The sequence below is a fragment of the Isoptericola sp. NPDC056618 genome (assembly GCF_042792715.1).
Classification (GTDB): domain Bacteria; phylum Actinomycetota; class Actinomycetes; order Actinomycetales; family Cellulomonadaceae; genus Isoptericola; species Isoptericola nanjingensis.
Genome location: NZ_JBHTVZ010000031.1, coordinates 1 through 21857 on the forward strand (window position 1 = coordinate 1; position 21857 = coordinate 21857).

19 protein-coding genes are annotated in these 21857 nt (G+C 74.3%); 9 read left to right on the top strand and 10 right to left on the bottom strand.

Going from position 1 to position 21857, the window contains the following annotated elements:
* Positions 1–80 precede the first annotated feature (80 nt).
* The gene (locus tag ACFQ8T_RS21185) at positions 81–479 is read right to left on the bottom strand and encodes a hypothetical protein (protein ID WP_430548428.1); all 399 of its coding nucleotides are present in this window, start codon (positions 477–479) and stop codon (positions 81–83) included.
* 66 nt (positions 480–545) lie between these two features.
* On the opposite strand from ACFQ8T_RS21185, the gene ACFQ8T_RS21190 reads away from it, so the two are divergent.
* A complete protein-coding gene (locus ACFQ8T_RS21190) occupies positions 546–1481 on the top strand; it encodes an alpha/beta hydrolase family esterase (protein ID WP_430548429.1) in 936 nt (311 codons plus the stop codon).
* A 101-nt stretch (positions 1482–1582) separates the two neighbouring features.
* Positions 1583–2068, top strand: coding sequence for a Dps family protein (locus tag ACFQ8T_RS21195; protein WP_430548430.1), 486 nt, complete (start codon positions 1583–1585; stop codon positions 2066–2068).
* A gap of 67 nt (positions 2069–2135) precedes the next feature.
* Here ACFQ8T_RS21195 and gdhA read toward each other — a convergent pair whose 3' ends face one another.
* Positions 2136–3473 carry an NADP-specific glutamate dehydrogenase gene (gene gdhA, locus ACFQ8T_RS21200; protein ID WP_430548431.1) on the bottom strand — a complete coding sequence of 446 codons (1338 nt, stop codon included), beginning with the start codon at positions 3471–3473 and terminating at the stop codon, positions 2136–2138.
* A 193-nt stretch (positions 3474–3666) separates the two neighbouring features.
* Entirely contained in the window at positions 3667–6018 is a 2352-nt protein-coding gene (gene purL, locus ACFQ8T_RS21205; protein ID WP_430548432.1) for a phosphoribosylformylglycinamidine synthase subunit PurL, read from the bottom strand.
* Positions 6019–6187: 169 nt separating this feature from the next.
* Between purL and ACFQ8T_RS21210 the strand changes: the two genes are divergently transcribed.
* Positions 6188–6736: a putative immunity protein gene (locus tag ACFQ8T_RS21210; protein WP_430548433.1), complete on the top strand. Its 549-nt coding sequence runs from the start codon at positions 6188–6190 to the stop codon at positions 6734–6736.
* On the opposite strand, the gene ACFQ8T_RS21215 is transcribed toward ACFQ8T_RS21210, so the two are convergent.
* The 4 genes from ACFQ8T_RS21215 to ACFQ8T_RS21230 all read right to left on the bottom strand — a co-directional run bounded on the left by ACFQ8T_RS21215 (position 6726) and on the right by ACFQ8T_RS21230 (position 11945).
* Positions 6726–7679 (bottom strand): carbohydrate ABC transporter permease, encoded by a 954-nt coding sequence (locus ACFQ8T_RS21215; protein WP_430548434.1) that lies wholly within the window; start codon positions 7677–7679, stop codon positions 6726–6728. The genes ACFQ8T_RS21210 and ACFQ8T_RS21215 overlap by 11 nt on opposite strands.
* Before the next feature lies 1 nt (position 7680).
* Positions 7681–8589, bottom strand: a complete 909-nt coding sequence (locus ACFQ8T_RS21220) for a carbohydrate ABC transporter permease (RefSeq protein ID WP_430548435.1) — start codon at positions 8587–8589, stop codon at positions 7681–7683.
* A complete protein-coding gene (locus tag ACFQ8T_RS21225) occupies positions 8586–9908 on the bottom strand; it encodes an ABC transporter substrate-binding protein (protein WP_430548436.1) in 1323 nt (440 codons plus the stop codon). The genes ACFQ8T_RS21220 and ACFQ8T_RS21225 overlap by 4 nt, the downstream gene beginning before the upstream one ends.
* A 114-nt stretch (positions 9909–10022) precedes the next feature.
* Positions 10023–11945 (bottom strand): glycoside hydrolase family 127 protein, encoded by a 1923-nt coding sequence (locus ACFQ8T_RS21230; protein WP_430548437.1) that lies wholly within the window; start codon positions 11943–11945, stop codon positions 10023–10025.
* Positions 11946–12102: 157 nt separating this feature from the next.
* On the opposite strand from ACFQ8T_RS21230, the gene ACFQ8T_RS21235 reads away from it, so the two are divergent.
* Entirely contained in the window at positions 12103–13125 is a 1023-nt protein-coding gene (locus ACFQ8T_RS21235; RefSeq protein WP_430548438.1) for a LacI family DNA-binding transcriptional regulator, read from the top strand.
* Positions 13126–13138: 13 nt separating this feature from the next.
* Here the strand turns inward: ACFQ8T_RS21235 and ACFQ8T_RS21240 are convergent, their stop codons facing one another.
* Positions 13139–13783 (bottom strand): hypothetical protein, encoded by a 645-nt coding sequence (locus ACFQ8T_RS21240; RefSeq protein ID WP_430548439.1) that lies wholly within the window; start codon positions 13781–13783, stop codon positions 13139–13141.
* Between the two features lie 265 nt (positions 13784–14048).
* On the opposite strand from ACFQ8T_RS21240, the gene ACFQ8T_RS21245 reads away from it, so the two are divergent.
* Both ACFQ8T_RS21245 and ACFQ8T_RS21250 read left to right on the top strand, forming a co-directional pair.
* Positions 14049–14570 carry a hypothetical protein gene (locus tag ACFQ8T_RS21245; protein WP_430548440.1) on the top strand — a complete coding sequence of 174 codons (522 nt, stop codon included), beginning with the start codon at positions 14049–14051 and terminating at the stop codon, positions 14568–14570.
* A gap of 98 nt (positions 14571–14668) precedes the next feature.
* Positions 14669–15013 carry a hypothetical protein gene (locus ACFQ8T_RS21250; RefSeq protein ID WP_430548441.1) on the top strand — a complete coding sequence of 115 codons (345 nt, stop codon included), beginning with the start codon at positions 14669–14671 and terminating at the stop codon, positions 15011–15013.
* An 80-nt stretch (positions 15014–15093) separates the two neighbouring features.
* Here the strand turns inward: ACFQ8T_RS21250 and ACFQ8T_RS21255 are convergent, their stop codons facing one another.
* Both ACFQ8T_RS21255 and ACFQ8T_RS21260 read right to left on the bottom strand, forming a co-directional pair.
* Complete coding sequence (locus tag ACFQ8T_RS21255; RefSeq protein ID WP_430548442.1) at positions 15094–17181, bottom strand: acyl-CoA dehydrogenase; 2088 nt, start codon at positions 17179–17181, stop codon at positions 15094–15096.
* Positions 17178–17957: a TetR/AcrR family transcriptional regulator gene (locus tag ACFQ8T_RS21260; protein WP_430548443.1), complete on the bottom strand. Its 780-nt coding sequence runs from the start codon at positions 17955–17957 to the stop codon at positions 17178–17180. Before ACFQ8T_RS21260 ends, ACFQ8T_RS21255 begins: the two co-directional genes overlap by 4 nt.
* Before the next feature lie 157 nt (positions 17958–18114).
* Here ACFQ8T_RS21260 and ACFQ8T_RS21265 point away from each other — a divergent pair, with 157 nt between their 5' ends.
* The 3 genes from ACFQ8T_RS21265 to ACFQ8T_RS21275 are packed head-to-tail and all read left to right on the top strand — an operon-like array spanning position 18115 to position 21797.
* Positions 18115–19413: an acetyl-CoA C-acetyltransferase gene (locus ACFQ8T_RS21265; RefSeq protein ID WP_430548446.1), complete on the top strand. Its 1299-nt coding sequence runs from the start codon at positions 18115–18117 to the stop codon at positions 19411–19413.
* 9 nt (positions 19414–19422) lie between these two features.
* On the top strand, positions 19423–20778 hold the full coding sequence (locus ACFQ8T_RS21270) for a 3-oxoacyl-ACP reductase (protein ID WP_430548444.1): 1356 nt from the start codon (positions 19423–19425) through the stop codon (positions 20776–20778).
* A complete protein-coding gene (locus tag ACFQ8T_RS21275; RefSeq protein WP_430548445.1) occupies positions 20775–21797 on the top strand; it encodes a MaoC family dehydratase in 1023 nt (340 codons plus the stop codon). The genes ACFQ8T_RS21270 and ACFQ8T_RS21275 overlap by 4 nt, the downstream gene beginning before the upstream one ends.
* Positions 21798–21857 lie beyond the last annotated feature (60 nt).

The following is a 21857-nucleotide window of genomic DNA, read 5'->3' on the forward strand; positions in this document are numbered from 1 at the left end:
CGGCGGTGCGCACCGCCGCGGCCCTCGTGCTCCCTCGCCGTCGTCCGTCCTCCCTCGAGATCCCGTCCTCCCTCGGCCGGTCACCAGGACCAGCCGCGGGAGCTGAGCTCCAGCTCCTCGCGCAGCCGTTCGGCGGACTCGGCCCGCTCGCCGGCGCGCATGGGCAGGTCGACGACGCTCAGCCCGGCGAGGCGGCACGCCTCGCGCAGCAGGGCGTCGTAGGCGCCCTGCGCGGCGCGGGCGTGGTGGGCGCGGGCGTAGACCTGCGGGTCGGCGTCGATGGCGCGCAGCTCGCGCGCCAGCTCCCCCAGGCGCACCTGGACGGTCAGCGTCAGCAGCGGGTCGGCGGCGGGGGCACGACGACGGAGCGCCCGGCGGGCGACGGCGTCCCGGTGCGCGTCGGAATGCGCCCACGACCGGGCGGCGACCGTCGCGACCAGCGCGAACGCCGCCGTCAGGAGCGCCAGCTGCCACGTCATCGGAGCACCACCTCCGCACCGTTTTCAGCCTATGCCGGGCGCCGCTCGCACGCGACAATCGACGGCATGCCGGCGCACCGCCCGATCCTGGCGACCCTCGTCGCGCTGGTCACCCTGCTGCTCACGGCCTGCGGCTCCGCCGTGCCTCCGCAGGCCGACGAGCAGCCCCTGGTGCTCGCGGCTGCCGAGGCGATGCCGGCAGGCACGGCGGGCGTCGTCGACGTCGGCGGCCGGCCCGTCCAGCTCCATGTGCCGCCCGCCTACCAGCCCGACCTCCCCGCCCCGCTCCTCCTCGTCCTGCACGGCTTCGGCTCCGACGCGGCGCGCGCGGAGGCCATGCTCGGGCTGCGGGACCAGGCCCTCGCGCGCGGCGTGCTCTACGCCCTCCCCGAGGGCAACGAGGGGCCGGACGGGCGCCGGTTCTGGAACGCGACCGACGCCTGCTGCGGCGCCGACCGCGCGGGCGTCGACGACTCCGCGTACCTGGCGCAGGTGATCCGCACGCTCGCGGCCACGTACGCCGTGGACCCCGAGCGGGTCGCTGTGGTCGGGTACTCCAACGGCGGCTTCATGGCCTATCGCACCGCGTGCGACCACGCCGACCTCGTGTCCGTCGTGGTGTCGCTCGCGGGCGCGATGCCGGCGGACGACGGCGCCTGCCGGCCGTCGCGCCCGGTGACCGTGGTGCAGGCGCACGGCGCGGACGACCCCGTGATCCGCGCGGGCGGCGGGACCCGCGACGGGCACGCCTACCCGGCGGCGGCGGAGTCGGCCGCCGCGTGGGCACGTCACGACGGGTGCGCGGCGGCCCCCGTCACCGCTCCCGACCGGCGCGACCTCGACAGCGCGGTCGCCGGCGCCGAGACCACGGTGACGACGTGGGCCGGGTGCTCGGGCGGCGCCGAGGTCGAGCTGTGGTCGATCGCGGGCGCGGACCACTCCCCCTCGCTCGCCCCGGCGTTCGCGACGGCGCTGCTCGACCTCGTCACGGGAGCGCGCTGACGACGACCAAGGCTCGCCTGTCCTTGCTGGCGGCGCCCGGGAAGGCTCCTTAACCTGGAATGGTTCAAGAGAGCGATCGTCACCGGAAGGAAGGTTCACCCATGACCACTCCCACGATGAAGCGCACCACCCCCCGTGCCGAGGCCTCCGACAAGCTCCGCGCCCACCTGCAGCGCGTGCTCGTCGCGCTGGTCGACCTGCACGTCCAGGGCAAGCAGGCCCACTGGAACGTCACCGGCCGCGGTTTCCGCGACCTGCACCTCCAGCTCGACGAGCTCGTCGACGTCGCCCGCGAGCACAGCGACACCGTCGCCGAGCGCCTCCGCGCGCTCCAGGCCGTGCCCGACGGCCGCACCGAGACCGTCGCCACCACGACCGACCTGTCGCCCTACCCCGCCGGCCTGGTGTCGGTCGAGGACACGGTCGACGCGATCGTCGAGCGCGTCGCGCAGACCGTCGAGGTCGCGCGCGAGGTGCACGACGACGTCGACGCCGAGGACCCGACCAGCGCCGACCTGCTGCACGAGATCATCACCGACCTCGAGAAGCAGGCCTGGATGATCTCGTCGGAGAACACCGAGGTCTGATCGCCTGCTGACGACGACGGCGCGGTCCCCCTGCGGGGCCGCGCCGTCGTCGTGCGTGCTGCTGCCGTCAGATGACGCCGAAGGCGATCATCGCGTCGGCGACCTTGGTGAAGCCGGCGACGTTGGCGCCGACGACGTAGTCACCGGGCGCCTCGTACTCCTCCGCCGTGGCGAGGCAGTTGTCGTGGATGCCGGTCATGATCTCGGCGAGGCGGGACTCGGTGTAGTCGAAGCTCCACGAGTCGCGCGAGGCGTTCTGCTGCATCTCCAGCGCCGACGTCGCGACGCCGCCCGCGTTCGCGGCCTTGCCCGGGCCGAACAGCACGCCGGCCTCGCGCAGGAGGGCGACGGCCTCCGGGGTGGTCGGCATGTTGGCGCCCTCCGCGACGGCGCGGACGCCGTTGGCGACGAGCTGCTTGGCGTCGGTCTCGGAGAGCTCGTTCTGGGTGGCGCAGGGCAGCGCGACGTCGGTGGGGACGTCCCAGATGCTGCCGTCGGACACCAGCCGGGCGCCGGGGCGCTGGTCGACGTAGTCGGACACGCGGCCGCGCCGGACCTCCTTGACCTCCTTGAGCAGGTCGAGGTCGATGCCGGCCTCGTCGACGACGTAGCCCGACGAGTCCGAGAACGTGATCACGCGGCCGCCGAGCTGCTGCGCCTTCTCCGCCGCGTAGATCGCGACGTTGCCCGAGCCGGACACCGAGACGCGACGGCCGTCGAGGCTCTCGCCCTTGGTGCCGAGCATGCTCTGCGCGAAGAGCACCGCGCCGTAGCCGGTGGCCTCCCGGCGCACCAGCGAGCCGCCCCAGGTGAGGCCCTTGCCGGTGAGGACGCCGGACTCGTAGCGGTTGGTGATCCGCTTGTACTGGCCGAACAGGTAGCCGACCTCGCGGGCGCCCACGCCGATGTCGCCGGCGGGCACGTCCGTGTACTCGCCGATGTGGCGGTACAGCTCCGTCATGAACGACTGGCAGAACCGCATGACCTCGCCGTCGGACCGGCCGCGGGGGTCGAAGTCGGAGCCGCCCTTGCCGCCGCCGATCGGCAGCCCGGTGAGGGCGTTCTTGAAGATCTGCTCGAAGCCGAGGAACTTCACGATCCCCAGGTACACCGAGGGGTGGAAGCGCAGGCCGCCCTTGTACGGGCCGAGGGCCGAGTTGTACTCGACGCGGAAGCCGCGGTTGATCCGCACGCGGCCCGTGTCGTCGACCCACGGCACGCGGAAGATGATCTGCCGCTCGGGCTCGCAGATGCGCTCGAGCACGGCGGCCTCGACGTACTGCGGGTTCTTGCGCAGCACCGGGCCCAGCGACTCGAAGACCTCGCGCACGGCCTGGTGGAACTCCACCTCGCCGGGATTGCGGCGCAGCACCTCGGCGAACACAGGCTGCAGACGGTCTTCCATCGGGGCTCCTCCCGGTAGGTGGGGAGCGCGCCCGCAAGGCCCGGAGGGCGGCACGGCACACGCACGTCCCTTGCAGGGTATGCGCTCGCGAGACGTGATCTCACACGCCGAGACGACGGCGGCGTCCGTCGGTCGCGCCCGTCGAGACCACGCGGGTCTCGACAGGCTCGACCGACGAGCCCAGCCGCGCGCGTCAGCCGAAGATGCGCGGCAGCGTGCCCTCGTGCGCCTCGCGGGCCTCGGCGAGCGGCACCGTGAAGGTCTCGCCGTCGAAGCCGCCGGCCACCGCCAGCTCCTCGCCGCCGGTGCGGCCGAGACGCAGCACCGGCACGCCGGCGGCCTCCGCCACCGCGACGAGCTCGGGCTCGTGCTCCGGGTCGACGGCCACCAGGGCGCGCGCGGTGGACTCGCTGAACAGGGCGGCGAACGGCGTCACGCCGTCGCGGCCGGTGACGCCGTCGAGCGCGACGTCGGCGCCGACGCCGTAGCGCAGCGACGCCTCGAGCAGCCCCTGGGCGAGGCCGCCCTCGGACAGGTCGTGCGCGGCGGCGACCAGGCCCTGCTCGCGCGCCTCGACCAGCGCAGAGGCGAGCGCGCGCTCGGCCGCCAGGTCCACGCGAGGCGGCAGGCCGCCCAGGTGCCCGTGCTCGACGTCGGCCCACGCGGAGCCGTCGAGCTCGTCGGCCGTGCGGCCCAGCAGCAGGATCGACAGACCCTCGGCGCGCCAGCCCGACGGCACCGCCGTGCGCACGTCGTCGATGACGCCGAGGACGCCGACGACGGGCGTCGGGTGGATCGAGGAGTCGATCTGCCCCGGCTCGCCGGTGCCGTTGTAGAGCGAGACGTTGCCGCCCGTGACCGGGACGCCGAGCTCCTGGCACGCGTCCGCGAGGCCCTCGATCGCCTCGACGAGCTGCCACATCGAGTCCGGGTGCTCGGGCGAGCCGAAGTTGAGGCAGTCCGTCACGGCGAGCGGCTTCGCGCCGGCCGTCGCGACGTTCCGGTACGCCTCCGCGAGCGCGAGCTGGGCGCCCGTGCGCGGGTCGAGCTTGCCGTAGCGGCCGTTGGCGTCGGTGGCGAGGGCGACACCGCGGCCGGTGGCCTCGTCGACGCGGACCACGCCGCCGTCGTCGGGCTGCGCGAGCGCGGTGTTGCCCTGGACGAAGCGGTCGTACTGGTTCGTCACCCAGGCCTTGGACGCGAGGTTCGGCGACGCCAGCAGGCGCAGCGCGGTGGCGCGGAGGTCGTCGGCCGACGTCGGGCGGGCCAGGCCCGCGGCGACCGTGGTGTCGGCCTGCAGGCCGTCCTGCCACGCCGGGCGGGCGTAGGGGCGCTCGTAGACGGGGCCCTCGTGCGCGACCGTCTTCGGGTCGACGTCCACGATCCGCTGGCCGTGGTGGTCGATGGTGAGGCGGCCGGAGTCGTTGACCTCGCCGATGACGGCGGTCTCGACGTCCCACTTGCCGGTGATCGCGAGGAACTGCTCGAGCTTCTCGGGCGTGACCACCGCCATCATGCGCTCCTGCGACTCCGACATGAGGATCTCGCCGGCGTTCAGGGTGGGGTCGCGCAGCAGCACGTCGTCGAGCCAGACGTGCATGCCGCCGTCGCCGTTGGACGCCAGCTCGCTCGTCGCGCAGGAGATGCCCGCGGCGCCGAGGTCCTGGATGCCCTCCACGACCTGCGCGGCGTAGAGCTCGAGGCAGCACTCGATGAGCACCTTCTCCATGAAGGGGTCGCCCACCTGGACGCTCGGCCGCTTGGCCGGAACGCCGTCCTCGAACGTCTCGGAGGCGAGGATCGAGGCCCCGCCGATGCCGTCGCCGCCCGTGCGGGCACCGAACAGGACCACCTTGTTGCCCACTCCAGAAGCGTTCGCCAGGTGGATGTCCTCGTGGCGGAGCACCCCGAGGCACAGCGCGTTGACGAGCGGGTTGCCCTGGTAGGAGCCGTCGAAGACGAGCTCGCCGCCGATGTTGGGCAGGCCGAGCGAGTTCCCGTAGCCGCCGACGCCGCTCACGACGCCGTGCACCACGCGCGCGGTGTCCGGGTGGTCGACGGCGCCGAACCGCAGCTGGTCCATCACGGCCACGGGGCGCGCGCCCATCGAGATGATGTCGCGGACGATGCCGCCGACCCCGGTCGCGGCGCCCTGGTAGGGCTCCACGAACGACGGGTGGTTGTGCGACTCGACCTTGAAGGTGACCGCCCAGCCGTCGCCGACGTCGACGACGCCCGCGTTCTCGCCGATGCCGACGAGCAGGTGCTCCTTCATCTCCTCGGTCACCCGGTCGCCGAACTTCTTCAGGTGCACCTTGGACGACTTGTACGAGCAGTGCTCGGACCACATCACCGAGTACATCGCCAGCTCGGCGGCCGTCGGGCGGCGCCCGAGCAGGTCGCGGATGCGCTGGTACTCGTCCGGCTTGAGGCCGAGCTCGGCGTACGGCTGGACCTCGTCCGGCGTGGACGCGGCGGTCTCGACGGTGTCCAGCTGGGGGCGGGGGGCGGACACGGCTTCGGCACGGTCGGCAGCGGCGGTCATCAACTTCCCTCGGGTCGCGCGAGTACTGCAGAGCTCAGGGCTCGGACCGGGTGATCACCGCACCGCGGGGTGCCGGCATCCGGCGTCGGTCCGTGCGGGGGCGCCTCGCGGCGCCCCGCCAGTCTACCGGCGCCGGACGGCACCCCGGACGGGGCGGCAGGATGGGTGCATGCCGATCCTGCCCACCGAGCGCGACCCCCGCCTGATCACCGTGCGCCGGGGCGGGACCCTCACCGACGACGACCACCGGATGCTGGCCGGGTGGGCGGTGGCCTGCGCCGACCACGTGCTGCCCCTCTTCGAGCGCGCGGCGCCGGACGACGACCGCCCCCGGCAGGCGCTCGAGGTCGCCCGCGGCTGGATCCGGGGCGAGGTGCCGATGCGCGAGGCGCACCGCACCGCCTTCGTCGCGAACGCCGCCGGCAAGGGCCGTCCCGACCCCGCCCGGTTCGCGGCGCTCGCGGCCGGGCAGGCCGTCGCCGTGGCCCACGTCGCCGCGCACGACCTGGGCGCCGCCGCCTACGCGATCCGGGCCGCGAGCGCCGCCGCCCCTGCTGGCGAGGCCGAGGCCGCCCGGCTCGCCGAGCGGGACTGGCAGCGGGAGCAGGTGCCCGCCGAGCTGCTCGACCTGGTCCTCGACGACCAGCGGGCGCGCTCCGCGATCTGCTGGGACGTCTTCGACGACCAGCCGGGTCGGGCGCGCACCGTCAGCCCTTGACCGACCCCGACGCGAGGCCTGCCACGTAGTACCGCTGCAGGGCCACGTACAGCACGACGCACGGGATCATCGCGACCACGGACCCGGCGGCCAGGAGCCCGAAGTTCACCTGCCCGTACGCCCCCTGCTGCAGGTTCACCAGCGACACGGGCAGCGTGTAGAGGGACGAGTCGGTGAGGAACGTGAGCGCCCCGAGGAACTCCGTCCACGAGGCGAGGAACGCGTAGAGGGCGGCCGTCGCGGCGCCGGGCAGCACGAGCGGCCGCAGCACGGACACGATCATGCGCACGGTCCCCGCGCCGTCCACGTGCGCGGAGTCCTCGATCTCGCCGGGCACCGACTCGAACGCGTTGCGCATGACGAACACGCAGAACGGGAGGTTCACGGTCGTGTAGAAGAGCACGAGGCCGAACAGGCTGTCCGTGAGCCGCATCGCGTTCATCTGCAGGTACAGCGGGGTGAGGATCGCCTGGAACGGCACCATGAGGGTCACCAGCACCAGCCCGAACAGCAGGCCCCGGCCGCGGAAGCCGAACTTGGCGAACCCGTACCCGGCGAGGGTCGCGAGGACCGCCGTGAGCACGGCCGTCGCCACGGACACGACGACCGAGTTCACGATGCCGCGCCAGATCTCCGGCTGGTCGAGGATCAGCCGGAAGTTGACCCACGACAGGTCGAGGAAGCGCCCGTCCGGCGCGGCCACGACCACGTCGCCGGGCTGCCCGGACCGCACCAGCGCCAGCGCCAGCGGCACGAGGAAGACGAGGGCGGCGAGGATGCCGCCCACGGCGTACAGCGTGCGGCGCACGCGCGTGTCGCGCTCGGGGCCCGACGTCGGCCCTGCCGCGCCTGGCGAGGACCCGCGGCCCGGGCTCGTGCCGCGAGAGCTCCCGCCCGGCGCGCCCAGCCCGGTCGTGCCCGGTGCGCTCGTCGTGACCGCCATGTCAGCTCCTCTCCCGCAGCAGCCAGAACTGCGCCGCGGTGACCAGTCCGGTGATGACGACCAGCACGAGCGACATCGCCGTCGCCGCGCCCAGCTGCAGCTGCACGAACGCCCGGCGGTAGATCGCCATCACCACGGTGGTGGTGTCGGAGCCGGGGCCGCCCTGGGTCAGGATGTAGAACTGCGTGAACGCGAGCAGCGACCCGATGACGGAGAGCACGACGGTCATCGCGATGGTGCGGCGCAGCAGGGGGATCGTGATCGACCGTTCGCGCATCCACCACGAGGCGCCGTCGAGCTCGGCCGACTCGTAGACCTCGCGCGGGATGCCCTGCATCCCCGACATGAGCAGCACCATGGTGAGCCCGGACACCGCCCAGATCACCATGACGCACAGCAGCCCGGTGGCGAGCGGCCCGTCGACGAGCCACGCCGTCGAGCCGTCGGTGATCCCGAGGGCCTTGAGCACCACGTTCACCATGCCGCTGTTCGGCTGTGCCTCGAGCAGCATGAGGAAGCTGAGCGTCGTGAGGCCGATGACGTACGGGACGAAGAAGATCGTGCGCAGCACCGTGGCGCCGCGGCGGTTGGACCGCACGACCACCGCCAGCGTGTAGCCGAGCGCGAGGATCGGCAGCGTGACGATCGCGGTGTAGAGCAGGGTGTAGCCGACGGCCCGCCAGAACGTGGGGTCCGTGAGCACGGACGCGTAGTTCTCCAGGCCGATGAACCGCCACGTCCCGATGAGCGGGAGGTTGGTGAACGAGATCCCCACGGCGGAGACGAGCGGCACGAGCACGAACACGACGACGAACGCGACCGCCGGCGCGACGAGCAGCACCCCCGTGCGGGCGGGGTGCGTGAGGGTGCCGTGACGTCGTGCGGGCCGGGCGACGGCCGGGGCGCTCATGCCTGGGCCTGCCGCAGGATGCGGTCGTACGTGGTCTGGGCCTCGTCCATGGCGGCGTCGACCTCCCCGTCGAAGACGGCCCTGCGGAACATGCGCAGCCAGGGCCCGTCCTGCTGGTTGTAGATGAGGTTGTAGGCGAGCGTCGTGGGGGCGTACCCCGAGTCGAGCTGCTCGAGCGTGGGTGTGACGAGCGGGTGCTCGCGGGCGAACTCCGGCGTCACGACGTCGGAGCGGATCGGCGAGTAGAACCCGTCGGGCATGCGCGCCTGCTGCTCGAGGGCGACCGCGAAGCGGATGAGCTCGGCCGCCCCCGCCGGGTTCTTCCCGCCCGCGGGCATGCAGAGGTTGTCGCCGCCGTCGAAGAACGCGCGGCCGCCGTCCGGCCCGGGCAGCAGCACGACGCGGCTGCGTTCCAGGAGCTCGGGCGACGCGTTCGGCGCCACGACGCCGTACCCGCCGGGGAACATCCCGAGCCGTCCGGCGACGTAGTCGGCCGACCAGCGCGACGCGTCGTCGGCGAAGCAGCCGGGCGGCACCAGCTGCTCCTCCCAGAGCGTGCGCTCGAGGTCGAGCGTGCGGCGCAGTGCGTCGTTGCCGGCGACGTTCCCGCGCTGGTCGCCGACGTCGCCGGCGATGAGGTCGACGCCCGTGGCCCACACGTGCGGCTGCACGGTGAACCCCAGCGCGCCGGACGCGTTGCCGGGGAACGACCAGCCGTACGTGTCGTCCCCGAGCCCCGCGATCGCGCGGGCGGCCTCGAGGATCCCTTCGAACGACGCGGTGTGCTCGTCGACGTCCAGGCCGGCGCGGTCGAACAGCTCGGTGTTGCAGAACAGGACCGAGAAGTCGCCGAGGAAGGGCACCCCGTAGTGCTTGCCCTGCTTGGTGGCGAGGGCCAGGTGGCCGGGGCTGAGGGCGTCGCCGAGGGCGAGGTCCTCCACCAGCGGCGTGAGGTCGGTGAACACGTCGCGGAAGGCGAACATCGTCGAGTAGATGTCGTCGATGTCGATGACGTCGGGCACCCGGCCGCCGCGGATCGCCGTGGCGACCTTGGTGACGTACTGGCCGTTCTGGATCGGCGTGAGCCGCACCCGGACGCGGTCCTGCGCCGCGTGGAAGGCGTCGACCACGGCCTGGACGCCGTTGACCGTGTCCGAGCGGCACCACATCTCCACCGTGCCGCGCGCGCCGTCCCCGAACCCGGGGGCGCCGACGTCGACGGCGGTGGCCGGCGTCGCGCAGCCGGCCAGGCCCACGCCGGCGGCGGCGGCGCCGCCCGCGCCGAGCAGCGCGAGCAGCTGCCGTCTGGTGAGCTCCATCGCTCTCCTCCTCCGCGCCCGTCGGGCGCCGTGTCCTCCGTGTCCTGCCCGCGGGCGGCGGTGCCCGCGGGGGCGGGGCGCCCGCGTCGGGCGCCCCGCGTGAGGTGCTGCCGGTCAGGCCACGGGGACCCAGACCCGCATGGCCTGGGGGCCGCGGTTGGCCCACAGGTGGTACGGGACCGCGCGCAGCGTCACCGCGCCGGTCACGGGCGGGGCTGGCGTCTCCGCCGGCCGGTACGGGCCGGCGCCCACGGGCGACACGGGCCGGGACCGCACGGACCCGGTCGCCGTCACCACGACCGTCCCGCCGAGCAGGTCGGGACGGTCCTCCTCGCCCAGGGGCCCGGCGACGTCGATCAGGACGTCGTCCACGACGGCGCCCCCGTCCTGGTCCTCCTGCTCCAGCGCGTACACGAACGGGCCGCGCTCGATCGCGACGCAGCCGCGCACGTCGTCGACCCGCGGGTCCGCGGCCGTCAGGCGGGGCGCCACGGGCAGCTCCAGCACGACGACGTCCCCGGCCGCGAGCGCCCGGCCCACGGTGGCGTAGCCACCGGCCGCGACGGGGGCGCCGTCGAGCGTGGCGCCCTCGGCCCAGCTCGGCACCCGCAGCGCGAGCCCGGCTCCCGTGTGCGCCTCCTCGACGTGCAGGGTCACCCGGCCGGTGTACGGGTACCCCGTCTCGACACGGACGCGCAGCGCGCCGCCGGGCAGGTCGGCGGCGATCGTGCCGGGTGCGTACTGGTGCACCTGGAGCGCGTCGTCGGCGACCGTCGCGAGGTACCCCTCGAGGCTCGACAGCGTCCGCATGATGTTGGGCGGGCAGCAGGCGCAGCCGAACCACGGCCGGCGCCCGGCGGCGGGATTGCGCTCCTCCTCCGCGTGCGCGCCGGTGCGCACCTGCAGCGGGTTGACGTAGAAGTACTCGGTGCCGCCCAGGGAGAGCCCGGAGAGGAAGCCGTTGAGCAGCATCCGCTCGATCTGGTCGGCGTAGCGCGCGTCGCCCGTGGCGAGCAGCAGGCGCCAGGCCCACTGCACGGCGCCGATGGCGGCGCACGTCTCGGCGTAGGCGCGGTCGTTGGGCAGCTCGTGCGGGTCGCCGAACGCCTCGCCGTCCCAACGGGAGCCGAGCCCGCCCGTGAGGTACTGCTTGCCGTCGACCATCGCCGCGTACTGCGCCTCGAGCGCCGCGAGGAGCTCGCGGTCGTCCGTCTCGACCGCGACGTCGGTGGCGCCCGCGCCGAGGTAGACGGCGCGCACGGCGTGCCCCTCGACGGTCGTCGCCTCGCGGACACGGACCCGGTCGGAGAAGTAGGTGGGCTGCTTGCCGTGGGCCGCGATGATCCCCGTGCCGCGGGCGTCGACGAACCAGCGCGCCAGGTCCAGGTACGCCCGCGTGCCGGTCTCCCGGTAGAGCTCCACGAGCGCGGTCTCGATCACCGGGTGCCCGTCGACCTCGCGCAGCTGACCCTCGCCGTCGCCGAAGGTCTCGACGAGGTGGTCCGCGAGCCGGACGGCGACGTCGAGCAGCTCGCGCCGCCCGGTGGCCCGCACCTGCGCGACCGCGGCCTGCATCAGGTGCCCCGCGCAGTAGTGCTCGTGGCTCCACGGCAGGTCGGAGTACCGCTCCACGCCGCGCAGCTGCGGCACCGAGTCGAGGTAGCCGTCCGGCGCCTGGGCGCCGGCGACGGCCCGGGTGACCTCGAGGATGTCGGCCAGCAGCGCCTCGTCGGGCTCGCGCCCGTACTCCCAGGCCGCGGCCTCGAGCCACTTGTGCACGTCGGAGTCCGCGAAGATCGGCCCCTGCGCCTCGCCCTCGGCCAGCCCGGCGGCGATCTCGAGGTTGCGCAGGTTCCCGTACTCGCGCAGGTGCCCCAGGCCCTCGGGCACCGAGGCGTCGCGGTTGACGCGGAGCCGGTGACCCCACAGCCCGCCCTGGAGGGTCGCGCTGCCCGGCGGCAGCGGCCGCAGGCTGCTGATCGCCGAGGCTGTGGGCTCGGCAGGGCCGCGAGCGGTCCGGAGCGTCGTCGTCGTCATGCACCTCTCCCTTGAGGAAGGAAACTAGGAATCCGTTTTCCTCACGGTAGGGAGCGTTGCGCGAGTCGTCAAGCACCTGCCCGACAGGTGGAATCGCGTACCATCGGCAGCGCCGCCCGCCATCCCGCGGAACGGCAGGAATCCTCGAGGAGGCCTCATGGCGGAGACTCCGGGCGTCGTGCGGATCACGGACGTCGCCGCGCTGGCAGGGGTGTCCCCCAGCACCGTGTCGAAGGCGCTCAACGACACCGGCTCCCTGCGACCCGCGACCCGTGCCCGCGTGCGCGAGGCGGCGGAACGGCTGGGCTTCGTGCCCGACGCGCAGGCGCGGTCGCTGTCGGCGCGGCGCAGCTTCACCGTCGGCCTGCTGAGCACGGACTCGGCAGGCCGCTTCTCGCTGCCGGTGGTCCTCGGCGCCGAGAACGCGCTCGTCGGCGGTCAGATCTCGGCGCTGCTGGCCACGGCCCGGCACGACGCCGTCCGCGAGCAGCACCACGTCCGCAGCCTCGTCGCGCGGCGCGTGGACGGGATCATCGTCACGGGCCGCACCACCGATCCCCGGCCGCCCATCCGGGTGCCGATGCCGGTCGTCTACGCCTTCGCACCGTCGCAGGACCCGGACGACGCGTCCGTCGTGCCCGACGACGCCGCCGGGATGACCGCCGTCGCGGAGCACCTGCTCTCCCTCGGCCGCGCCCGGGTCGCCTACGTCGGCGGTCGCGGTGACCAGGCGGCCTCCGTGCAGCGGCACGTCGCCCTGGCCGACGCCCTCGCGGCGCGCGGCGGCGCGATCGTCGGCGAGCCGCGGTTCGGCGAGTGGTCCGAGCGCTGGGGGCGGCTGGCCGTCGACCTCCTCCTCGGCGACCACCGGGCCGGCGAGCCGTTGCCGGTCGACGCCATCGCGTTCGCCTCCGACCAGATCGCCCGCGGCGGCTGCGACCGCCTGCGCGACCGCGGCGTGCGCGTGCCCGAGGACGTGGCCGTGACCGGCTACGACGACTGGGACGTCATGGCGCTCGCCAGCCGCCCGCCCCTGACCACCGTGGACCCCCAGCTCGACCGGATGGGGCAGCGCGCCGCCGAGCTCCTGCTGGCCGCGATCGACGGGCGGCCCGCGCACGGCACGGAGCTCTCCCCGCCACGCCTCGTCGTGCGGGGCTCGACCGCCGGGGACGCCTGAGCCGGGAGCCGCGTCAGCTCGCGGGCGCCTCGTCCTCGAGCGGCCCGACCATGGAGATCGACGGGTCGAGGGCGGTCGCCACGGCCGCGAGCGCCCCGAGGATCAGCCCGACCCGCGTGTGCGGCAGCCGCCGCCCCTGCGTGCGCCACCGCTCGCCGCGCCGGTAGGCCCACTTCTCCCCCGCCACGGCGACCGCCACCGCGAGGGCGACCGCGCCCGCCGCCGCAGCTCCCGCGACCGCCGGGTCCGGCAACGGGTCGGCGTCCGCGAGCTCCGCGTCGCCCAGGAGGACGTTGTCCTCGAGGTCGGCGTCGTCCACCCCGGCGCCGCCGAGGCCCGCGTCCGGGTCAGCGTCGCCGAGGTCCGCGTCGTCGACGTCCCCGTCGTCCCCCTCGGGCGACGCCTCCATGCGCCGGGCGAGGTCGCGCAGGTCGCGGACCTCGTCGCGCGCCTCCCGCACGCCGTCGACGGCGGAGCGGCCCTCGGCGGTGAGGGCCATTCCCAGGCCGAGCCCGCCGGCCAGCACGCCTGCCTTGGTGAGGGCGCGCGCCCAGCGAGGGCCGACGACGTCGGGCACGGCGTACCAGGCGAGCGTCGTGAGTCCGGTGATCGCGACGCTCCGGGCGTCGACACGCCTGCGCGCGGCGGGCGTCTCCATGGGTCCACCTCCGGGTCGGGGGCTCGTGCGGCGGCGGCGCCGAGGTCCTCGGGCCACCCGTGGGTCAACGGGCGGCGCCGGGGCAGAGTTCCGCGACGGCGGGCCGGCGCAACCCCCACCTGCGTGGATGACCGATTCTTGACCTGCGCGCCTGCATCCTTGACCTACATCACGAACAGGTGACGATTCTGCGTGAGCGGGGCCACGCTCAGCCCCGGCGGAGTCGGGGGTTTCGTCTTTTACCACAAGGTGGTTTGATGCGCACGTGGAACTGCTCAGAACCTTTGCTCCCGGCGCGTTCGCGTACGGGTTGGCGTCCTGGTCGTGGCTGGGGGTCCACGGCAAGACGCCCCGCTTCACGACCGTCTTCGGCGACGTCTTCCTCGAGTCCCTGGAGGGCTGGTGGTTCCTCGACACGATCGAGGGGACGCTCGAGCTCCGCTGGTCCACCGCCGTCGAGATGTACACGGAGCTCGACTCGGCGGACGGGCGCGCGGACCTCCTGCTGGAGGACCTGTGCCGGGAGGTGCTCGACACCGGCCTGCACCCGCGACCGGACGAGGTGCTCGCCTTCTCCCCGCACCCGGCGATCGGCGGCCGGCTCCATGCCGACCACGTGGCGCCGCTGCGGTTCGAGCTGGCGCTGCGGCTCACCGGGGAGATGCACCACCAGCTGCGCACCACGCTGGACCCGTCGCCGTCGCCCCTGCTGCTCGGGCACGCCGACCCCCGGATGTCCGCGCCCGCCCTCACCTGGGACCAGGCGGGGCACGACCGGCGACCGTGACCCACCTGTGACCTGCACGGTCCGCCCAGCAGATGCACGACCGGCCGTCGTGTCGTCTCCTGGAAAGGCACGGATGAGGCGGACCGTGGGAGGTAGGCATGAGACGGGTGCTCGTCGTCGGACTCGTCGTGGGGGTCGTGGACGGGGCGTTGCTGGGCGCGTCGGCAGCGCTCGGCTGGACGTGGGTGGCGTGGGCCGCCCTCCTGGCCGGGCTCGGGGGTGCGGCCGTGGTGGCGATGTCCGTCCCGCCGGCACGCGTCGCGCGACCGGCCACCGTCACGCTCGGCCTGCCGCTGCGTGACGAGCAGGCGGCGGAGGAGGCGAGCGTCGTGCCCGCCCCGGTGCCGGGCACGACGCCGGGCACGGTCGAGGCCCCGCCCGCCGTCGTCGAGGACTACCCGCAGCCGGTGCGCGCGGGGCAGCCGACGCCCGCCGCCGCCTGACGGGACGCCGAGAGTCCGCGAGACAGAGAAGCCCGGACCGGACCGCAGCAGGCGCGGTCCGGTCCGGGCTTCTCTCCGTGTCAGGCGCGCTTCTGCTTCTTCAGCGCCTTCTCGCTGATCGGCGCGGTGCCGTCGGCGCGCTGCCGGGCGTAGTACGCCCGGGCCTCGTCCTGCCGCTCCGCCTCGATGCCGGACGCGATGACCGCCCGCAGGTGGTCGGGCCCGTAGCCCCACGCGTCGACCAGGTCGACGGCGTGCGGACGCAGGCGGTCGAGCAGGCGGTCGACGTACGACGTCACGGTGCGCGCGCGCTGCGCGGAGAGCCGCCCGTTGATGAGGTACCAGGCGAGGTTGCGCTCGATGAGGGTGAGCCCGAAGACGTCGCGCACCCACGTCATGACGCGGCGGGTGCCCGGGTCCTCGATCTGCTCGAGCGCGTCGGTGAACGCCGACCAGCGCAGCAGGTCGGCGTGCGCCCTGGCCGCCTCGACGAGCTGCACCTGGTTCTCGTCGAAGATCCGCGCGGCCGTCACGGGGTCCGCCTTCTGCGCGGGGCGCAGGGCCATGGCGACCTCCTCGACCATGGTCGCGACGCGGTCGGCCAGCAGCTCGCGCTGCGTCTCGGCGTCGCGCAGGTGCCCCGCGGCGCGGCGCGGGTCGCCGGCGTCGGCGAGGGCCTGGCCGGCCCGGCGCAGGCCGGTGCGGTGCAGGGCGGCGTCCGCGGCGCGGTCGACGACGAACCGGGCGATGCCGGCCGGCGTCGACGTCGCGCCCTTGAGGGCCTTGGCGTAGTCGCCCACGAGACGCTTGGCGACGAGCTGCAGCAGCACCGTGTTGTCGCCCTCGAACGTGGCGTACACGTCCATGTCGTGGTGCAGGCTCGTGATGCGGTTCTCGGTGATGAAGCCGGCGCCGCCGCAGGCCACGCGGGCCTCCTGGAGCGTCTCGAGCACGAACGTGGTCGACGTCGCCTTGAGCGCCGCCGCCATCGTCTCGAGGTCCTCGCGGTTCTCCGGGGTGTCCTTCTCGCCGGAGAAGACGTCGTCGAACAGGTCGAGGAGGCGGTCGTGCGCGAAGTGCGTCGCGTACGTCTCGGCGATGCGCGGGAACAGGCGGCGGCGGTGGGTCGCGTAGTCCAGCAGCACCGTCTCCTCGATCGGCGACGACGAGGTGAACTGGCGGCGCTCCGCGCCGTACTTCACGGCGATGGCGAGGCCCAGCTTGGACGCCGTCGACGCGGCGCCGTCCAGCGACACGCGGCCCTGCACCAGCGAGCCGAGCATGGTGAAGAAGCGGCGGCCGGGGCTGTCGATCGACGACGAGTAGGTCCCGTCGGCGGCGACCGCGCCGTAGCGGGCGAGCAGGTCGGCGCGCGGGATGCGGACGTGGTCGAAGGCGAGCCGCCCGTTGTCGACGCCGCGCAGGCCGCCCTTGAGCCCGTCGTCGTGCCCGCTGATCCCGGGCAGGAACTCCATGGTCTCCGGGTCGCGCACCGGCACGTAGAAGCAGTGCACGCCGTGGTTGACGCCGTTCGTGATGAGCTGCGCGAAGACTGTCGCCGCCGTGGCATGCACCGCCGCGTTGCCGAGGAACTCCTTCCACGCCGCGCGGAACGGCGTGTGGATCTCGAACTCCTCCGTCTCCGGGTCGTAGGTGGCCGTGGTGGCCACCGACGCGACGTCCGAGCCGTGCCCGATCTCCGTCATCGCGAACGCGCCCGGCACCGACAGGTCCATCGCCCCCGGCAGCAGGCGGTCCTGCTGCTCGGGCGTGCCCAGGTGCAGGATGGCCGAGCCGAACAGGCCCCACTGGACGCCCGCCTTGATCTGCAGCGACGGGTCCGCGACGGCGAGCTCCTCGAAGCCCGCCAGGTTCGCGCCCGGGGCGTCCGCCCCGCCGAGGCGCGTCGGGTATCCGAGCCACACCTGGTGCTTCGGGTCGGTCGCGAGCAGCTTCATCTGCTCGAGCACCCGCTCGCGGTGCTCCGCCATCGAGAGCGACTCGTCCTTCCAGAAGGTCGGGTCGGTCGAGCGGGCGCGGGCGTGGCGGCGCCACTCCGGCCACCGGCCGAGCAGCTGCTCGGACAGGCCGGCGACGTCGACGCGCGGGGTCGCCTTGGGGGCGGGTGCGGCCTGCGTCGTCGCGGGACGGTCGGACGTCGTGGTCATCGGTTCTCCTGCGGTTGTGCGGGGTTGGAGGTCTCGAAGGGATGGGAGGGCCCGGCGAGGTCGAAGGGCGCGGACTCCTCGTGGTGGAGGACGCCGACGGGGCCGGTCCACAGCCAGAGCGTCACCTTCTCGGTGAGGTCCTCCCGGGTGAGCCGGTCGGGACCGCCCTGCTCCGCGCCGTGTCCGAGCCACCACTCGCCGGCGCCGCGCACGAAGCCGACGGCCCCCGCGGCCCAGGCGGCGGCGAGCGCCGGGGGCACCTGGACGGCCTTGGCGAACGGCTCGGCCACCAGCTCGATCACCGAGTCGAGGTAGGCGCCGAGCGCCTCGACCTGCCCCGTCCCGGCGGTGCCGGGCGCGGGCTCGTTGCCGCCGATGGCGGTGCGGGTGACGAACCAGTAGACGTTGGGCGAGTGCTCGATCATCTCGAGGTACACCCGGACCATCGCGCGCAGGGCCGCGTGCGGGGTGGGCGCGGCCTCGGCGGCCTCGCGGAGCGCGTCGTGCATCGTCGCGACGACGTGCGCGGCCACGGCGAGGCGCAGGCCCGCCTTGTCCTCGAAGTACCGGTAGACGATCGACTTGGACGTGCCCGCCTCGCCCGCGATCTCGTCCATCGAGACCCCCGGCCCGGCGCGGTGCACGGCCTTGCGCGCGGCGTTCACGAGCTGCGCCCGGCGCGCGGCACGATGGTCGTCCCACCGTGTAGAACGACCGTCGAGGGCCGAACGAGCATCCGGAGCCGAACGGGCGTCGAGCTGTTCCGCGGCCGTCATCGGCCGCACCTTGTGACTCGTCTCACGAGACTGAGAGTATCAGGTACTGTGAGTCCTACCTGACCGACGGAGTGAAGGATCTACCCCTGTGGCTACACGCAAGCCGTCCGGCACCTCCCGGAACACCCGCGAAGCGAACCCGTCCGCCCCCGCCGGCGTGCGCGACGCCGTGATCGTGGGCGGCAACCGCATCCCGTTCTCGCGCGCCGGCAAGAAGTACGCCGACGCCTCCAACCAGGAGATGTTCACCGCGGCGCTCGAAGGGCTCGTCGCCCGGTACGGCCTGCAGGGCGAGCGCCTCGGCGAGGTCGTGGGCGGCGCCGTCCTCAAGCACTCGCGCGACTTCAACCTGGTCCGCGAGTCGGTGCTCGGCTCCTCGCTGTCGCCCCAGACCCCCGCCTTCGACCTGCAGCAGGCGTGCGCGACCGGCCTCGAGGCCGCGATCACCGTCGCCAACAAGATCCGGCTCGGCCAGATCGAGTCCGGCGTCGCCGGCGGCTCCGACACCGTCTCGGACGCCCCCGTCGCCGTGAGCGAGGGCCTCCGCCGCGCGCTGCTCGACGCGTCGCACGCCAAGACGCTCCAGGCGCGTCTCAAGGCCTTCGCGAAGATCCGTCCGGCCGACCTCAAGCCCCTCACGCCCGCCACCGACGAGCCGCGCACCGGCCTCTCGATGGGCGAGCACCAGGCCATCACCACCGCGCGCTGGGGCATCTCCCGCGCCGCGCAGGACGAGGTCGCGCTCGCCAGCCACCAGCACCTCGCCGCCGCGTGGGACGCCGGGTTCTTCGACGACCTGGTCACGCCGTTCCGCGGCCTGACCCGTGACGACAACCTGCGCGCGGACACCTCGCTGGAGAAGCTCGCGAAGCTCAAGCCGGTGTTCGGCCGCGGCCTCGCCGAGCCCGCCGAGCCCACGATGACGGCCGGCAACTCCACGCCGCTGACCGACGGTGCCTCCACCGTGCTGCTGTCGTCGGCCGCGTGGGCCGCCGAGCGCGACCTGCCGGTGCTCGCGCGGCTCGTCGACGCCGAGACCGCCGCCGTCGACTTCGTGCACGGCCACGACGGCCTCCTCATGGCGCCCGTGCACGCGGTGCCGCGCCTGCTGGCCCGCAACGGCCTGACCCTCGACGACTTCGACTTCTTCGAGATCCACGAGGCGTTCGCATCGACCGTCCTCACGACGCTCGCCGCCTGGGAGGACGCCGACTACTGCAAGGCGGAGCTCGGCCTCGAGGCGCCGCTCGGCAGCGTGGACCGGGAGAAGCTCAACGTCAACGGCTCCTCGCTCGCCGCCGGCCACCCGTTCGCCGCGACGGGCGGCCGCATCCTCGCCACGGCCGCCAAGCTCGTCGCGGCCAAGGCCGCCGAGACCGGCCGGCCGGCGCGTGCCCTGATCTCCATCTGCGCCGCGGGCGGCCTCGGGGCCACCGCCGTCGTCGAGTCCGTCTGAGAGGAACCCGTGACCGACTCCTACACCAAGGCCGTCAACTCCGGCTTCACCAAGACGCTCGCGAAGAAGCTGGGCCTGCCGCGACCCGCGATCCTGCGCCGCTTCCGCGCGGGTGACCCGCTCACCGTCGGGCCGGTGCTCGTCGTCTCCGACGACGCCTCCACCGGCGACGCGGACAGGATCGCCCAGGAGCTGCTCGGCTGGGGCCTCGACGTGCGCCGCCAGCCCACCGACGACGCCCGCTGGGGCGCCGTCCTGCTGGTGCTCACCGAGACGCGGCGTCCCACCGACGTGTCCGCGGCCGTGCTGGCCACGGGCTCCGTCCTGCGCCGGCTCGCCACCAACGGGCGCGTCGTCACCGTCTCCCGCGCCGCCGCCGACGGCGACGCCCCGGCGCTCGCCGCGGCGCGCAACGGCGTCGACGGCTTCCTGCGCTCGCTCGCCAAGGAGCTGCGCGCCGGCGCCACCGGCAACGGGATCGTGCTCACCGAGGGCGCCGCCGTCGACTCGACGTCCGTCTTCGCCACGCTGCGGTTCTTCCTGTCCGCGCGGTCCGCGTACGTGGACGGCCAGCTGCTGCCGGTCGGCCCGGCCGACGCCGCGGCCCCCGCCGACTGGGACCGGCCGCTGGCCGGGAAGGTCGCCGTCGTCACCGGGGCCGCCCGTGGCATCGGGGCCGCCATCGCGAAGACCCTCGCCCGCGACGGCGCCACGGTCGTGTGCGTGGACGTCCCCGCCGCCGGCGAGGGGCTGGCGCGCACCGCCAACGCGGTGGGCGGCACGGCGCTCCAGCTCGACGTCACGTCCGACGACGCCGGCCGACGCATCCTCGAGCACGCGCGCACCCGCCACGGCGGCCTCGACGTCGTGGTGCACAACGCGGGCATCCTGCGCGACAAGCTGCTGGCCAACATGAAGCCCGCCCAGTGGGACGCCGTCATCGCCGTCAACCTCGAGGCCCAGCTGCGGATCAACGACCAGCTGCTCGGCTTCGACGGGGGCGCGGGCGTGGACGGGCTGCGCATCGTGTCGCTCGCGTCGACCTCCGGCATCGCCGGCAACAAGGGCCAGACGAACTACGGCTACTCCAAGGCCGGCGTCATCGGGCACACCCGTGCCACGGCCCCGCTGGTCGCCGCGCGCGGCGGCACGGCGAACGCCGTCGCGCCCGGCTTCATCGAGACCGAGATGACGGCGTCGATCCCCTTCGCCACCCGCGAGGTGGCCCGGCGCCTCAACTCGCTGCAGCAGGGCGGCCGGCCGGTCGACGTCGCCGAGGCGATCGTCTTCCTCGCGTCGCCGGCGTCCGCCGGGGTCAACGGCCAGGTGCTGCGCGTGTGCGGCCAGAACCTGGTGGGGCGGTGACGGCGGCCGCGCCGGCCACCAGCGCCGGCGAGCCGCTGCGCGTCGAGACCCTGCCCACCCTGCCGGGCCTCGGCAGCCTCTACGCACGCGGCGCCGCCGCCTCGGGCCGCATCGCGGCGGGGCGCGCGATGCCGGGCCTGCCCGTCATCGGCCAGGGCCGGTCGGAGGGCGACGGCGAGCCCGCCCCCCTGACGCTGCCCGACGTCGCGTACCGCGTCACCCGCGTGCCGACGGCGGAGCTCGCCCACCACCTGCACGACTACCAGCGGCTGCTGCACGAGCCGGTCACCGACGTGCTGCCCGCGGGGTACCTGCACGTGCTGGCGTTCCCGCTGGCGACCGCGGTCATGGTGCGCGGCGACTTCCCGCTGCCGCTGCTCGGGATGGTGCACCTGGCGAACGACGTCGAGCTGCGCGGGCCCGTCGTCGTCGGCGACATGCTCGAGGTGCGCGCCTGGGCCCAGAACCTGCGCCCGCACAAGCGAGGCGTGCAGGTGGACCTCGTCGCCGAGGTGCGCCGGCAGGCCGACCCGGACGCCGGGCCCGTGTGGCGGGGCGTGTCGACCTACCTCGCCAAGGGCTTCCACCTGCCCTGGTCCGACGAGGCGGACGCCCCGCGGGACGAGGCGGCGGACGCCGACGCCGAGGACCGCGCGCCCGCGGGCACGTGGACCCCGCCGCTGCCCACCGGCCGGTGGGCGCTCGGGCCGGGCACCGGGCGCGCGTACGGCGCCGTCTCGGGCGACCGGAACCCGATCCACCTGTCGGCGCTGTCCGCGAAGGCGTTCGGCTTCCCGCGCGCCATCGCCCACGGCATGTACACGGCGGCGCGCGCACTGGCCGACGTCGGGCACGCGCGCGGCGACGCCTATCGCTGGACGGTCGAGTTCGCCTCCCCCGTCCTGCTGCCCGGCACGGTGGACGTGGCCGTCACCCCGGACGACGACGGCTTCGGGTACGTCGGCTGGAACGGCGGCCGGCGCCGCCAGCACTTCCGGGGCACGGTCACCCCGCTCTGACCGGGCTCCGCGGCTGCCGGACAGGCGGTCGACACCTCGGGCCCGCCGAGGCCCGAGGTG

Bases quoted from the DNA above. Each gene is read 5' to 3' on its own strand.
- ACFQ8T_RS21185 (WP_430548428.1), bottom strand. From the start codon at position 479: ATGACGTGGCAGCTGGCGCTCCTGACGGCGGCGTTCGCGCTGGTCGCG.
- ACFQ8T_RS21190 (WP_430548429.1), top strand. From the start codon at position 546: ATGCCGGCGCACCGCCCGATCCTGGCGACCCTCGTCGCGCTGGTCACC.
- ACFQ8T_RS21195 (WP_430548430.1), top strand. From the start codon at position 1,583: ATGACCACTCCCACGATGAAGCGCACCACCCCCCGTGCCGAGGCCTCC.
- gdhA (WP_430548431.1), bottom strand. From the start codon at position 3,473: ATGGAAGACCGTCTGCAGCCTGTGTTCGCCGAGGTGCTGCGCCGCAAT.
- purL (WP_430548432.1), bottom strand. From the start codon at position 6,018: ATGACCGCCGCTGCCGACCGTGCCGAAGCCGTGTCCGCCCCCCGCCCC.
- ACFQ8T_RS21210 (WP_430548433.1), top strand. From the start codon at position 6,188: ATGCCGATCCTGCCCACCGAGCGCGACCCCCGCCTGATCACCGTGCGC.
- ACFQ8T_RS21215 (WP_430548434.1), bottom strand. From the start codon at position 7,679: ATGGCGGTCACGACGAGCGCACCGGGCACGACCGGGCTGGGCGCGCCG.
- ACFQ8T_RS21220 (WP_430548435.1), bottom strand. From the start codon at position 8,589: ATGAGCGCCCCGGCCGTCGCCCGGCCCGCACGACGTCACGGCACCCTC.
- ACFQ8T_RS21225 (WP_430548436.1), bottom strand. From the start codon at position 9,908: ATGGAGCTCACCAGACGGCAGCTGCTCGCGCTGCTCGGCGCGGGCGGC.
- ACFQ8T_RS21230 (WP_430548437.1), bottom strand. From the start codon at position 11,945: ATGACGACGACGACGCTCCGGACCGCTCGCGGCCCTGCCGAGCCCACA.
- ACFQ8T_RS21235 (WP_430548438.1), top strand. From the start codon at position 12,103: ATGGCGGAGACTCCGGGCGTCGTGCGGATCACGGACGTCGCCGCGCTG.
- ACFQ8T_RS21240 (WP_430548439.1), bottom strand. From the start codon at position 13,783: ATGGAGACGCCCGCCGCGCGCAGGCGTGTCGACGCCCGGAGCGTCGCG.
- ACFQ8T_RS21250 (WP_430548441.1), top strand. From the start codon at position 14,669: ATGAGACGGGTGCTCGTCGTCGGACTCGTCGTGGGGGTCGTGGACGGG.
- ACFQ8T_RS21255 (WP_430548442.1), bottom strand. From the start codon at position 17,181: ATGACCACGACGTCCGACCGTCCCGCGACGACGCAGGCCGCACCCGCC.
- ACFQ8T_RS21260 (WP_430548443.1), bottom strand. From the start codon at position 17,957: ATGACGGCCGCGGAACAGCTCGACGCCCGTTCGGCTCCGGATGCTCGT.